At 60.2% G+C, this 12,469-nt stretch carries 15 protein-coding genes and 1 tRNA gene; 8 read left to right on the top strand and 8 right to left on the bottom strand.

Features of this window, described 5'->3' with window-relative positions; genetic code table 11:
- Positions 1-35 precede the first annotated feature (35 nt).
- The 3 genes from ACP15L_RS02110 to ACP15L_RS02120 all read right to left on the bottom strand — a co-directional run bounded on the left by ACP15L_RS02110 (position 36) and on the right by ACP15L_RS02120 (position 3,224).
- A complete protein-coding gene (locus ACP15L_RS02110; protein WP_425082946.1) occupies positions 36-1,844 on the bottom strand; it encodes an ABC-F family ATP-binding cassette domain-containing protein in 1,809 nt (602 codons plus the stop codon).
- Between the two features lie 68 nt (positions 1,845-1,912).
- Positions 1,913-2,647: a GNAT family N-acetyltransferase gene (locus tag ACP15L_RS02115; protein WP_425082947.1), complete on the bottom strand. Its 735-nt coding sequence runs from the start codon at positions 2,645-2,647 to the stop codon at positions 1,913-1,915.
- A gap of 100 nt (positions 2,648-2,747) precedes the next feature.
- The gene (locus ACP15L_RS02120) at positions 2,748-3,224 is read right to left on the bottom strand and encodes an outer membrane protein assembly factor BamE (protein ID WP_425082948.1); all 477 of its coding nucleotides are present in this window, start codon (positions 3,222-3,224) and stop codon (positions 2,748-2,750) included.
- 84 nt (positions 3,225-3,308) lie between these two features.
- Between ACP15L_RS02120 and ACP15L_RS02125 the strand changes: the two genes are divergently transcribed.
- The 8 genes from ACP15L_RS02125 to ACP15L_RS02160 all read left to right on the top strand — a co-directional run bounded on the left by ACP15L_RS02125 (position 3,309) and on the right by ACP15L_RS02160 (position 8,619).
- Positions 3,309-3,845, top strand: a complete 537-nt coding sequence (locus ACP15L_RS02125; RefSeq protein ID WP_425082949.1) for a YceD family protein — start codon at positions 3,309-3,311, stop codon at positions 3,843-3,845.
- 204 nt (positions 3,846-4,049) lie between these two features.
- The gene (rpmF, locus tag ACP15L_RS02130; protein ID WP_008756996.1) at positions 4,050-4,256 is read left to right on the top strand and encodes a 50S ribosomal protein L32; all 207 of its coding nucleotides are present in this window, start codon (positions 4,050-4,052) and stop codon (positions 4,254-4,256) included.
- Between the two features lie 24 nt (positions 4,257-4,280).
- On the top strand, positions 4,281-5,369 hold the full coding sequence (gene plsX / locus ACP15L_RS02135; protein ID WP_170548168.1) for a phosphate acyltransferase PlsX: 1,089 nt from the start codon (positions 4,281-4,283) through the stop codon (positions 5,367-5,369).
- A 22-nt stretch (positions 5,370-5,391) separates the two neighbouring features.
- Positions 5,392-6,363 (top strand): beta-ketoacyl-ACP synthase III, encoded by a 972-nt coding sequence (locus ACP15L_RS02140; RefSeq protein WP_425082950.1) that lies wholly within the window; start codon positions 5,392-5,394, stop codon positions 6,361-6,363.
- Positions 6,364-6,459: 96 nt separating this feature from the next.
- Positions 6,460-6,762, top strand: a complete 303-nt coding sequence (gene ihfA / locus ACP15L_RS02145) for an integration host factor subunit alpha (RefSeq protein ID WP_037316145.1) — start codon at positions 6,460-6,462, stop codon at positions 6,760-6,762.
- 18 nt (positions 6,763-6,780) lie between these two features.
- A complete protein-coding gene (locus tag ACP15L_RS02150) occupies positions 6,781-7,341 on the top strand; it encodes a MerR family transcriptional regulator (protein WP_425082951.1) in 561 nt (186 codons plus the stop codon).
- A gap of 60 nt (positions 7,342-7,401) precedes the next feature.
- Positions 7,402-7,478: transfer RNA gene (locus tag ACP15L_RS02155), tRNA-Pro, on the top strand.
- A 61-nt stretch (positions 7,479-7,539) separates the two neighbouring features.
- Complete coding sequence (locus ACP15L_RS02160; RefSeq protein ID WP_209253856.1) at positions 7,540-8,619, top strand: 2'-deoxycytidine 5'-triphosphate deaminase; 1,080 nt, start codon at positions 7,540-7,542, stop codon at positions 8,617-8,619.
- Here the strand turns inward: ACP15L_RS02160 and ACP15L_RS02165 are convergent.
- The 5 genes from ACP15L_RS02165 to ACP15L_RS02185 form a co-directional block, all read right to left on the bottom strand.
- Complete coding sequence (locus ACP15L_RS02165; RefSeq protein ID WP_425082952.1) at positions 8,616-8,834, bottom strand: hypothetical protein; 219 nt, start codon at positions 8,832-8,834, stop codon at positions 8,616-8,618. The two genes, ACP15L_RS02160 and ACP15L_RS02165, sit on opposite strands and share 4 nt — an antisense overlap.
- Before the next feature lie 64 nt (positions 8,835-8,898).
- The gene (scpB, locus tag ACP15L_RS02170) at positions 8,899-9,549 is read right to left on the bottom strand and encodes an SMC-Scp complex subunit ScpB (RefSeq protein WP_170373946.1); all 651 of its coding nucleotides are present in this window, start codon (positions 9,547-9,549) and stop codon (positions 8,899-8,901) included.
- Positions 9,542-10,336, bottom strand: a complete 795-nt coding sequence (locus ACP15L_RS02175) for a segregation and condensation protein A (RefSeq protein ID WP_170688808.1) — start codon at positions 10,334-10,336, stop codon at positions 9,542-9,544. Before ACP15L_RS02175 ends, scpB begins: the two co-directional genes overlap by 8 nt.
- A complete protein-coding gene (nagZ, locus tag ACP15L_RS02180) occupies positions 10,326-11,333 on the bottom strand; it encodes a beta-N-acetylhexosaminidase (protein ID WP_425082953.1) in 1,008 nt (335 codons plus the stop codon). The genes ACP15L_RS02175 and nagZ overlap by 11 nt, the downstream gene beginning before the upstream one ends.
- On the bottom strand, positions 11,330-12,385 hold the full coding sequence (locus tag ACP15L_RS02185; RefSeq protein WP_425082954.1) for an SPOR domain-containing protein: 1,056 nt from the start codon (positions 12,383-12,385) through the stop codon (positions 11,330-11,332). The genes nagZ and ACP15L_RS02185 overlap by 4 nt, the downstream gene beginning before the upstream one ends.
- Positions 12,386-12,469 lie beyond the last annotated feature (84 nt).

The following is a 12,469-nucleotide window of genomic DNA, read 5'->3' on the forward strand; positions in this document are numbered from 1 at the left end:
TGAAATTCTGAGGAAACTGAGTTTCGGGTCTTTTACTACCCGCCTTCTGCCTTTTCCTCCAGCATCAGCCACTCTTCCTCAGCGACCGACAGTTTCTCCTGCCGTTCGACCAGCGCTTCGGTGGCTTTCTGGAATTTGACCGGCTCGCGCGTGAACAGGTCGGGGTCTGCCATCAGCTCTTCCAGCTTGGCAATCTCGGCCTCCAGCCGCGCAATCTCGGCCGGGAGCTTCTCCAGCCGGTGCTTTTCCGAGAAGGACAGGCCTAGTTTCGGCTTGGCCTCTTGCTTCACCTTTGGCTTGGAAGCTTTTGTTTTCTCTTCTTTCTTAGGGGCAAGATCACCCCGCTGAGCGATATAGTCCGACCACCCGCCCGCATAGACGGTCGCGCGGCCATTGCCCTCCATCGCGATGGTTGTGGTGGCAACGCGGTCCAGAAAGTCCCGGTCGTGGCTGACCAGCAGAACCGTGCCGTCATAGTCGTCCAACAGCTCTTGCAGCAGGTCCAGAGTTTCCACATCCAGATCGTTGGTCGGTTCGTCCAGCACCAGCAGGTTCGACGGTTTCGCCATCAGCTTCGCCAACAGCAAACGCGCTTTTTCCCCGCCAGACAGGGACTTAACAGCCGCTCTTGCCTGGCGTTCATCGAACAGAAACTCTTTGAGGTAGCCCACAACATGCTTGGGCTGCCCGCCAACCATGACCTGATCGGCCTTGCCCGACACGCGCATCTCTGGGTCGCCGGTCAGGCTGTCCCACAGGCTCATCTCAGGGTCCAATTGCGCGCGGGTCTGGTCAAACACCGCGATTTCGAGGTTGGTTCCCAGCGTCACAGAGCCTTCATCCGGGGCCTCCTGCCCCAGCAGCATCTTCAACAGAGTGGTTTTGCCAACCCCGTTCGGCCCAACAAAAGCAACCCGATCGCCACGCTGCGCCAACAGATCAAAGCCGCGTACGATCTGCTTGTCGCCATAGGCTTTCGACAAAGCCTTGGCCTCGATCACCTTGCGACCGGACTTCGGGCCCGCTTCGAGTGACATAGCCGCCGAGCCCTGACGTTTGATCTGCGCCGCCTTCTCGGCCCTCAAGGCCTGCAACGCGCGCACCCGCCCTTGGTTGCGCTTACGTCGCGCGCTGATCCCTTCGACCGCCCATTTCGCCTCGGACTTGATCAGACGGTTCAACTTGTGACGCTGCTGATCTTCTTCTTCCCAGACCTTGTCGCGCCAAGTCTCGAACGCCTCAAACCCTTGCTCCTGCCGCCGCACCATGCCGCGATCAATCCACAGGGTCGCGCGGGTCAGCGCCCGCAGGAACGCGCGGTCGTGCGAGATCAGCACATAGGCGGCCCGGGTCGCGCCCAATTCGCGCTCCAGCCAAGCGATGGCTTCGATGTCCAGATGGTTGGTCGGCTCGTCCAGCAACATCAGGTCAGGCGCTTCGGCCATCAGTTTGGCCAAGGCCGCCCGCCGCCGTTCCCCGCCCGAGGCGGTCTCAACAGGGCGTGACGGATCGAATTTCAGCCCCTCACCGGCGCGTTCGACCTTGTACAGCTCGCCCGGCTCCAACCCGCTTGAGGCATAGTCGCCCAGCGTCGCGAACCCCTTCATCCCCGGGTCCTGCTCCATATAGCCAACGGATTTGCCGGGAGGCACAACGATCTCACCCTGATCCGCCTCAACCAGCCCCGCCATCACTTTCATCAAGGTGGACTTACCCGAGCCGTTGCGCCCTACAAGCGCAACGCGATCACCCGGCTGGACCACCAGATCCAAACCGGAAAACACCGGATCACCCCCGAAGGTCAGGGAAATGCCGGACATCTGCAACAAAGGAATTCTCGCCATGCCCGCCAGCTAAACCGGCAGGGCTGGCGCGTCAACGCCCACACCTTCTTCTCGTCGAAAATCCGGAGTTACCGAGCCACCGCCCGCAGCAACCGTTTGCGGGCCGGGGGAATCGCCCCAATCTCCAACCCGGTGAAAACGTGCAACGTGTTCATGTGCCGATCCACCACCGCATGATCGCTAACCCAGCCGCCCATCATCAGATAGGTTCGCAGCAATGGCGGCATCCGCAGCATCGCTTTCTTCACGTCCGGCCTGCGACGCAGCTTGGACGCAAACCGAAACACATCTGGCGCTTTCACCCGCGGCAACCAGCGTTTCGGCGCCAGATGACGGTGCTTGAGCATCGCAAACGCGTCCAGATACTCGGCCGTCTCGGTCCCTGCGAATGAGGAACAGCCAAACAGCATCTCGATCCGGTTCCGGTCCACATAGGCAGTCATCGCGCCCCACGCGACACGTAGGATGTCCGGGTTTGTCCGGTCGGGGTGGATACAGAACCGCCCCATCTCGACCATACGGCCCGAGAACCCTTCGAGGCTGGACAGATCATAAAACTGAGCCGAATAGCTGCGCCCGATCTCAGCGCCGCTATCCATAGTCAGCATTCGGAAACAACAGACCAGAGCGCCCTCGTCCTGAAGGTCTTCGACCAGAACATGGTCGCAAACGGGATCGAACGCGTCAGCATCCAATGCGCCGGTGCCAAACGCCTGCGTTCGGAGCGCCTGCGCCGCCGCCAGATCTTCGTCACTCTGCGCCAGACGCGCCCGAAAGCGCCCTTTGCTCAACAACACCGCCATGACCGCATCCTCCGCCCTTGCCGACCGGATTTCAACCTTATGGCTCTGCTATCACGGCAGATGTGACCGCCTTGTGAAGACGACACGACAATCCTGTGACTCAGTTCGAAGCGCCCGGAATGTTGGCTGGGTTGAAGTTGCCGATATTTCCAAGCAGCTGACGTAGGAAGCCGGTGTTCTGGACACTGGATTCGGTCACGCGCCGTTCAAGGGTCACGACGACACCGTCTTCAAGGCCGAACTTCTCGATATTGCTGACGACGCCGCGCTGGTCAAAGCTGATGGCAACCAACTCGCGCGAGACAACCTCGGGCCTTTTGGGGCCGTAAAAGCGTACGCGAGAGGCGACGTAGTAATAGCCCGAATCTTGCACAACGCCGGAAATGCCGGGCGCGCCGATGGCTTCGGCCACGGTGTCGCGGGTATCGACGCCCACTTTGATCTCGGCCAGATCTTCGGCAGGCGGAATATAGCCGTGATTCTTGAAGGTCGGCGTACAGGCCGCAATCGCAGCCAGACAGGCAATAAAGACGAGCGATTTCGCTGCTCGTTTCACCTTGTTTACACCCATCACCATATACACCCTCTTGCCTTGATCCGTAGCGGCCCCTATCCGCTTACAGAAACCGATGCCCCGGTTCAACACAGTAAAGGGTCACGAATGAGCAACATGACATCTCTGCGGGTGGCCGACCTGCCCCAAAACACGCCAACATCCTTCGAGTTGCGCCCAAACGCGACGGAACTGGACAACATCAAAGCCGAGCTTGACCTGCTGGGTCTTCGCAAGCTCAGCTTTGTCGGCCAAGTTGAGGCCGAAGGAAAAAAGGACTGGGTCCTCACCGCCAAACTGGGCGCAACAGTCGTGCAACCCTGTGTCGTGACGCTGGAACCGGTGACCACACGCATTGACGTCCCCGTCACCCGCACTTTTCTGGCCGATTGGGCAGACCCCGAGGACGAAGAGTTCGAAATCCCCGAAGGCGACGAAACCGAAGCCCTTGGCACCGAAATTGACCCCACACAGGTGATGATCGAGGCGCTGTCGCTGGCCCTCCCCCTTTATCCACGCAAGGAGGGTGCGGAACTGGAGCAGGCCGACTATACAGAGCCGGGTAAACAGGCGATGACGGACGAAGATGCCAAACCCTTCGCCGGACTGGCAAGTTTGCGCGATGCGCTGAAAAAAGACGAGTGACAGGGCAGAGATTTCCTGTCATAGCAAGCGGTCAGAAAAATCGCTTGAACATGTAGAGAATCGCAGTATTTTCGCGCGCTCATCGGATTTAGGGTTGGACAACGTGGGGCATGTACCCTAAACGCGCGTCAAACCACGATAAACGAAATATGAAACCCGGTCGGCGGCGATTCTGCTGACCCTCAGTAGACAAAGGTTGAGACCATGGCCGTCCAACAGAACAAAGTTTCCAAGTCGCGTCGCAACAACCGCCGCGCACACGACGCTCTGGTTGCTGCAAACCCGAACGAATGCCCGAACTGCGGCGAGCTTAAGCGCCCGCACCACGTTTGCGCATCCTGCGGCCACTATGACGACCGTGAAGTCGTCGCTCAGGCCGACGAAATCGACCTGGACGAAGACGCAGCCTAAGCCTGATCGAGCGCAAGCCTTCGCATGACGGAACAACCCACGCACGCCGGACGGATCATCATTTCCGTTGATGCTATGGGGGGGGACGATGGTCCCGTAGCTGTTGTTGCAGGTTTGGCGCAATCGGCGAAGAAGAACCCCGATATTGGGTTTCTGCTGCACGGTCCGGAAGACAAGCTGCGCAAGCTCGTAGCGAAACGGCGCGTCCTTGATGGGCGCGTCGATTTTCGTGATTGTCCAGACGTCGTCACGATGGAGGACAAGCCCAGCCAGGTTGTACGCAACGGCAAGCAAACCTCGATGTGGTCCACGCTTGAGGCCGTACGTCAGGGTGATGCCCATGGCGCGGTATCCTGTGGCAACACCGGCGCGCTGATGGCGTTGTCGATGATGCGTCTGCGCAAACTGCCCGGTGTCAGCCGCCCGGCGATTGCGATTCTGTGGCCCTCACGCAACCCTCAGGGGTTCAACGTTATGTTGGATGTAGGCGCCGATGTGCGCGCCGACGCCAAGGATCTGCTGCAATATGCGTTGATGGGCGCCTCTTACGCGCGCAACGGCATGGCGCTGCAGCGCCCTCGTATCGGGCTTCTGAATGTCGGCACCGAGGAACATAAAGGTCGGGCAGAGCTCAAAGAAGCGCATGCCATGATTACTGACTTCGCCGAATCCGCGAATTTCGATTTCGTGGGCTTTGTCGAAGGCAGCGATATTCCCGGCGACAAGGCAGATGTCATTGTGACCGATGGGTTTACGGGAAACGTTGCGATCAAGACTGGCGAAGGCACGGCCAGCCTGATCGGAGATCTTCTGCGCGAAGCCTTCAAATACACACCCCTCTCGCGGCTTGCATCGGTGCTGGCGATCACGTCTCTGAATCGCCTGAAAAAACGCATCGATCCGCGTCGGGTGAACGGAGGCGTTTTCCTGGGGCTGAACGGAACTGTGGTGAAATCCCACGGCGGCGCGGACGCGACCGGAGTGTCAGCCGCAGTCAAGCTGGCCTTCACGCTGGCCCAATCAGGTTTTGCCGAAAAATTGGCAGCACGGGTTGCATCAACGGCCCAGCTTGCACAAGATGCCGCGCATGCCGCGCCGCAGGCGGAAAAATAACAAAGAAGGCAGTACCTCAAACATGGCAGGCCGTTCAGTCGTTGTAGGTGTCGGACATTATTTGCCCGAACGTGTTGTCCCGAATTCCGAGTTTGAACAGACTTTGGATACGACGGATGAATGGATCCGAACCCGGTCGGGGATCGAACGCCGCCACTTTGCTGCCGAAGGTGAAACCACCTCAGATCTGGCGACCAATGCCGCACAAGCCGCCCTTGCAGATGCGGGGCTGGAAGCCGACGACATTGACGCCATCGTCCTTGCGACCTCAACCGCTGATCTGACCTTTCCGTCTGCAGCGACGATGGTTCAGGCCCGCCTTGGCATGACGCGGGGCTTTGCCTTTGATGTGCAGGCCGTCTGCGCCGGATTCGTTTTCGCGCTGAGCAATGCGAACGCGCTGATCCTCTCGGGTCAGGCTAAACGCGTTCTGGTGATCGGGGCCGAAACGTTTTCCCGAATCATGGACTGGACCGACCGCTCGACCTGCGTGTTGTTCGGCGACGGCGCAGGTGCCCTGATCCTTGAGGAACAGGAAAGCACCGGCACGTCGGACGACCGAGGCGTTCTGGCAACCGATTTGAACTCGGACGGCCGGTATCAGGACCTGCTTTATGTGGATGGTGGCGTGTCAACGCAATCTACCGGTCATTTGCGGATGCAAGGCAATCAGGTTTTCCGCCATGCCGTTGAAAAGCTTTCAAAAACTGCCAATACCGCACTGGATCGTGCCGGTTTGGGGGCTTCAGATGTAGACTGGATCGTACCGCATCAGGCTAATATCCGCATCATTCAAGGCACAGCCAAGAAGATGGGCCTGCCGATGGAGAATGTGGTGGTGACCGTACAGGATCACGGCAACACCTCGGCCGCGTCGATCCCTCTGGCCCTGTCGGTTGGCAAACAGCGCGGGCAAATCAAGCAAGGCGATCTGATCGTGACCGAAGCCATCGGCGGCGGGCTGGCTTGGGGCGCTGTTGTTCTGCGCTGGTAACCGGCGCAATTCAGCTTACGTCCCCACCTGCAATTCATTGATATTGACAGTGAATTTGCCCCAGCCTTATGCTTTGACAGCAACAGGGGAAAAGGTATGAGCGACAAAACACTGACCCGAATGGATCTAAGCGAAGCCGTCTTTCGTGAAGTTGGTCTGTCACGCAATGAAAGCGCGCAGCTGGTGGAAAGCGTTCTGAACCACATGTCCGACGCGCTGGTGCGCGGTGAGCAGGTGAAGATTTCCTCATTCGGCACGTTCAGTGTTCGGGACAAAACCGCTCGTATCGGTCGCAACCCCAAAACCGGCGAAGAGGTTCCCATTCAACCCCGCCGCGTGCTGACTTTCCGTCCGTCGCACCTGATGAAGGATCGCGTCGCCGCCGGGAATCGCAAGTAATCCTAGGACCTCGCGGACATGAGCAAATCTCCCGACGCATTTCGCACCATAAGTGAAGTTGCGGATTGGCTCGGAGTACAGGCCCATGTCCTGCGCTTTTGGGAAAGCCGGTTTACCCAGGTCAAGCCCGTGAAGCGAGCGGGAGGGCGCCGGTACTACCGTCCCAACGATATGCGTCTGCTGGGCGGTATCAAAAAGCTACTGCACGAGGATGGGATCACCATCAAGGGCGTACAGCGTATACTGCGCGAACAGGGTGTTGCCCATGTCGCCGCGCTGTCACCGTCTCTGGATGAGCCTGCGGTCGAGGAAACGGACAGCACCGTTGTTCCCTTTTCCGCCAAACCTGCACCTCAGACCGAACAAATCCCGATGGACCTCGATGCACCGCAAGAGGCTGAGGCACCAGAGGAAAGCGCCGAACCCGCCGATCTGGATGCCGCGCCCTTGGTAGGGGGTATCGCTTCACTGGCATGGAATCGGTCCGAATTCGACGATGAACTGCTCAGCCGTATCGCGCCCTTGGCCAAGGATTTGCGCGCATGGTTGAACCGGGTGGAAACACGGGCGGCAGGATAGAAAAAAGGCAATGTTTTCCTCTTGCCCCTGCCGGGAAAACCGTTATGAACACTCCAACGTCGGGCTATGGCGCAGCCTGGTAGCGCGTCCGTCTGGGGGACGGAAGGTCGCAGGTTCGAGTCCTGCTAGCCCGACCAAATCACACCGACGTTTATGGCAGACAGGCCAGATCCCGCTCTGGCATCAGGGGGGATCGAAATGACAGGTGTATGCCCAAACCAGCAGATCGAAGCGATGATCACACGCGGTGAGATCAGTGCCAGCCCGGATGTGATCCCGGCGCAGGTGCAACCCGCCAGCCTTGATCTTCGTTTGGGAACAGTGGCTTACCGCGTCCGCGCCTCGTTCTTGGCGGGCGAAGGGCGATCGGTCGCCGACCGTCTGGCCGAGTTCGAAATGCACCGGATCGATATCACTGACGGGGCCGTGTTGGAGAAAGGCTGCGTTTATCTCGTGCCGTTGATGGAATCACTCGCCCTACCAGCCGAGACCAGCGCGGTGGCGAATGCCAAAAGCTCAACCGGGCGATTGGACCTGCTGACGCGAACAATCACCGATGGCGGCACCGAGTTCGACCGGGTGCCCGCAGGCTACACCGGCCCGCTTTACGCTGAAATCTGCCCGCGCTCCTTCTCGGTACTTGTACGGCCCGGCATGCGGCTGAACCAGATTCGCTTCCGCCAGGGTCAGGCCGTTCTGACCGATGCGGAATTGACCGCCCTGCACACCGAATCCCCGCTGGTCGATGGGCCTGCCGTTATTCAGGACGGTTTGGGCTTTTCCGTTGACCTGCAATTGCCTGATACCGATCTGGTCGGCTACCGCGCAAAACCGCATACCGGCGTGATTGATCTAGACCGGATCGGCGCATACGACCCGCAGGACTATTGGGAAGAGGTGCGCACGAGCGATGGGTGCATCATCCTAGACCCCGGCGCGTTCTATATCCTCGTCAGCCGCGAGGCGGTGCATATTCCGCCCATGTACGCAGCGGAGATGGCCCCCTATCTGGCCATGGTCGGTGAGTTCCGTGTTCACTATGCGGGTTTTTTTGACCCCGGCTTTGGCCACGCGGCCGCAGGTGGTGCCGGATCGCGCGGTGTGCTTGAGGTCCGCTGCCACGAAGCCCCATTCGTTCTGGAACACGGTCAGGTCGTCGGGCGCTTGGTCTATGAGAAAATGTCCGAAATGCCCACGCAGCTATATGGCGCGGGCATTGCCTCGAACTATCAAGGACAGGGACTGAAACTGTCCAAACACTTCAAGGCGGCTACCTAAAACCGCATGAACCGCCGCATCTGACGGGTCATCTGCTTGGCCTGTTTGATACTCTGCGACTGGGCCGGCCCCGGTTTCCCTTTTGGTTGGCTACTATCCGCATCCGACGAACCGCCCATACGGCTGGCCATATCAAATCCCTTGTCGATCCCCTTGTTGACAAGACGGCGCGTGACCTGGCGGACGATCATGTCGATGATCCGATTTGCACTCATTGCTCAACTCCGTTTCCTGCGCCTAGAGATAGGGTATCTATACGGCGGCAAAAGGGCTGTCTGATCACTCTTCCTCGAAGAGTTCGGTCTGATCTTCGTCAACTTCGTCTTCGCGCCCCTCGCCCAGTGGGATAGCACCCGGCGGCGGGCGATTTTCCAACAAGCCAGCGGCGCGCAATTCCTTGAGGCCCGGTAGGTCGCGGGCGTTCTCCAGACCAAAATGATCCAGAAACTCCGGCGTGACGACAAAGGTCACCGGACGACCGGGCGTCATGCGGCGGCGGCCCAGCCGGATCCACTCCATCTCGAGCAGTTGGTCGATGGTCCCGCGTGACACGGAGACACCGCGTATCTCTTCGATCTCGGCCCGCGTGCAAGGCTGGTGATAGGCCACGATGGCCAGCGTTTCGATCGCCGCACGGCTCAGCTTGCGGGTCTCAACCGTTTCCTTCTGCATTAGAAAGCCAAGGTCAGGGGCGGTTCGGATCGCCCATGCCTCACCTACCTTGACCACGCGCACACCGCGGCCCTCGTAGCGTTTCTGAAGCAATTCGACGGCCTGCGAGGCATTGCTACCATGTGGCATCCGCGCCTCAAGATCGGCATTCGTCACTGGTGCGGCGCTGGCAAACAGCACCGCCTCGACCATCCGCTCCTGCTCGGCCAGAGGGGGCGCTTCGAACAGGGTGCCGGTTTCTTCGGGGGCGTCAGTCACGGGTCTCGGTCCTCTTGCGCAGATGGATCGGGGCAAAGGTGTCACTTTGCTTGATCTCCATATGTCCTTCTTTCACCAGCTCCAGCGAGGCCGCAAAGGTTGCCGCCGTGGCCGAGCGTCGCCGCACCGGATCACCGTCCCATCCGTCGGGCAGATAGGTCTCCATATCGGTCCAGGCACCGGCAAACCCGATCAGAGGGCGCATACGCTCCAGCGCCTGCTCCATCGTGAAAACCGAGTCGCGGTCCATCACAAAGGGGCGGAATTCATCTCGGGTACGGATGCGCGCATAGCCCTGCATCAAGTCCAACAGCGTGGCGGAATAGGTCACTGTGCGAATGCGAGTGACGTCTTCGGCCTGCCCGCGCTTGAAGAAATCGCGCCCCAGCTGGTCCCGCGCCATGAGCCGGGCGGCGGCATCACGCATGGCCTGCAGGCGCTCAAGCTGAAACGCCAAGTGGGCTGCGAGTTCCTCACCCGAGGGCCCCTCATCATCCGGGTCAGGCGGCAGCAGGAGGCGGGATTTGAGAAAGGCCAGCCAAGCGGCCATCACCAGGTAGTCTGCGGCCAGTTCGATCCGCAGCGCGCGCGCCTTTTCGACAAAAGCCAGATATTGCTGCGCCAGTGCCAGGACCGAGATCTTGCGCAGGTCGACCTTTTGCGTCCGCGAAAGGGTCAGGAGCACGTCTAACGGGCCCTCAAAACCGTCAACGTCAACGATCAGCGCTTCGGCCGCCAGCCGGTCGGCGACCGAGACCGGATCTTCGCTGAAAAGACTATCGTTCATATACCTGCCCGCCCATTAGGGCAGATAGTTCAGCCTCAGTGGCCTCGATGTCAAGTTCGGCGGGCTTTTTGCGCATGGCCAAGGCCCGATCTGCGCGGGCCTGCGCCGCCTCGGTCATCTGGCCTGCGGCTTCAAGCACATCACGACGCTCAGCGAAGCTGCCGTTGCAGTGCAATACGACATCACAGCCTGCGTGCAAGGCCTGTGCCGCGCGCTCGGACACCAACCCGCTCAGCGCCTTCATGCTGATGTCATCGGTCATGACCAGGCCGTCAAAGCCGATCACCTCGCGTATGACCTTCATCATCGGAGCCGAGATCGTGGCCGGAGTCGGGTCGATTTGTTCGAACACCAGATGAGCGGTCATCGCCATCGGCAAGTCGTTCAGAGCTTTGAACGGGGCAAAATCGGTCTGCGTCAGCTCTTCGAGCGTCAGGTCGACGCGCGGCAGATCGAAATGTGTGTCCAGCGTGGCCCGACCGTGACCGGGCATGTGCTTGACGACAGGCAATACCCCGCCATCCAAATGCCCCCGCGCAACCGCGCGCCCAAGTTGAGCGATGCTATCTGCATCGCTGCCGTAGCAGCGGTTACGTAGAAAGGCGTGGGTTTCCGTGCGCGCGACATCCACCATCGGCGCGCAGTTGCTGTCGATCCCCAGCTCAAAGAGCTCATGCGCAATCAGGCGATAGCGCAGGTACATGGCGCGTTCCGCATGCTCTCTGGCCCGTTCGGCATGATCGAGCGGCGGCATCCATTCACGCGCCAGAGGGGCGCGCAGGCGTTGAACACGGCCGCCCTCTTGATCAATCGTGATAGGGCAATTCCGCCCTACGGCCTCGCGAAAGTCATCGCACAGGGCCCGGACCTGATCGGCACTTTCGATGTTGCGCGCGAACAGGATGAACCCAAACGGGTTCATCTCACGGAACAGGGCCCTTTCGTCATCGGTCAACCGCAGCGCTTCTGCGTCAGAAATCGCGGCGCCGAACGTCACCTGACGGCCACCGGGATACAGTCGGCCCCTTGCGCCACAAGCGCCGCGCAGAACTGGCGTGAGTCGCTTAGGTCATCAAAGCCAAGCACGCGCAACCGGTAAAAGGTCCGGCCACCGCTTGAGGTTCTCTGGATAACGCGCTGTTTTCCATCCATATACTCACCGAACTGACCGTTCAGACGTGCCCATTCGGACTTCGCGACATCTGCGCTTTCAAAAGCGCCAAGCTGCGCCAGACGAGTGCCTTTGCTCAGCGTGTCAGGGTCTACATCCAACCCAACGGCGGATTTGACGGCCGCGTTGATCGCTTTCTCAGATGTATCGGTGACCACCGCACGGCGGGCCGGGCGGGTCTGCGGGCGCAACGAGCGGCGCACACCCGGAAGCTCGGCAATGGCCGGATCCGGCAGGGCCGCGGCGAAATCCGCCGGGTCGATCGCCGGCTCTTCCTCGGGCGTCACCAGAGAGGCCAACTGCACGCCAGCCTCGGTTTGTTCATCATTGGCACGAGCCGCCTCGCCCGCGAGTTCGGCTACCAGTGCGTCCACTGCGTTCTGCCGCAGCGCCGCGGCCTCTTCGTTCGAGATCGGCTCTTCGACGACATGGACAGCTTTGGTCGGCTTCAATTCACCGGCGGGCAGGTCCTCATCTGTCAGCGAGACCGGACGAGGAGCCAGGATCAGACGATCCGCAGGGGCGGCTGCCGAGCCTTCGGCAGCAACCGCATTCACGGCCAGACCCTGATGATCTGCGGGGCGCCCGCCCGGATTTTCGGGCTGAATGCGCATCGGACCTTCGGCGGCGCGCACAACCGGTACGCCGCTGACATCGCGCATCACCAGCTTGTAGCTCCAGATCCCGATTCCGGCCACAAGCGCCAGAGAGGCGACCGCCCCCAGCACATTCATCGCCTTGCCGACGCCAAAACCGCTGCGCGGCGCGGCATGGTCGGCCATTTCGTCAGGGTAATCATACCCATCATCGGCATAGGATTGATTCGGGTAATGCATCTGCCCGGGGCTTTGATGCCCCGAGTAATCGTAACTCGTCATGTCCGCCTCACCGCCCGATTGCGCCTGAAATTAAAGCGCGCGGGTCATTTCTTGTCTGCCTCAGACCGGCGGTTCGGGCGGTAT

Source organism: Ruegeria profundi (genome assembly GCF_049800715.1).
GTDB lineage: Bacteria > Pseudomonadota > Alphaproteobacteria > Rhodobacterales > Rhodobacteraceae > Ruegeria > Ruegeria profundi_A.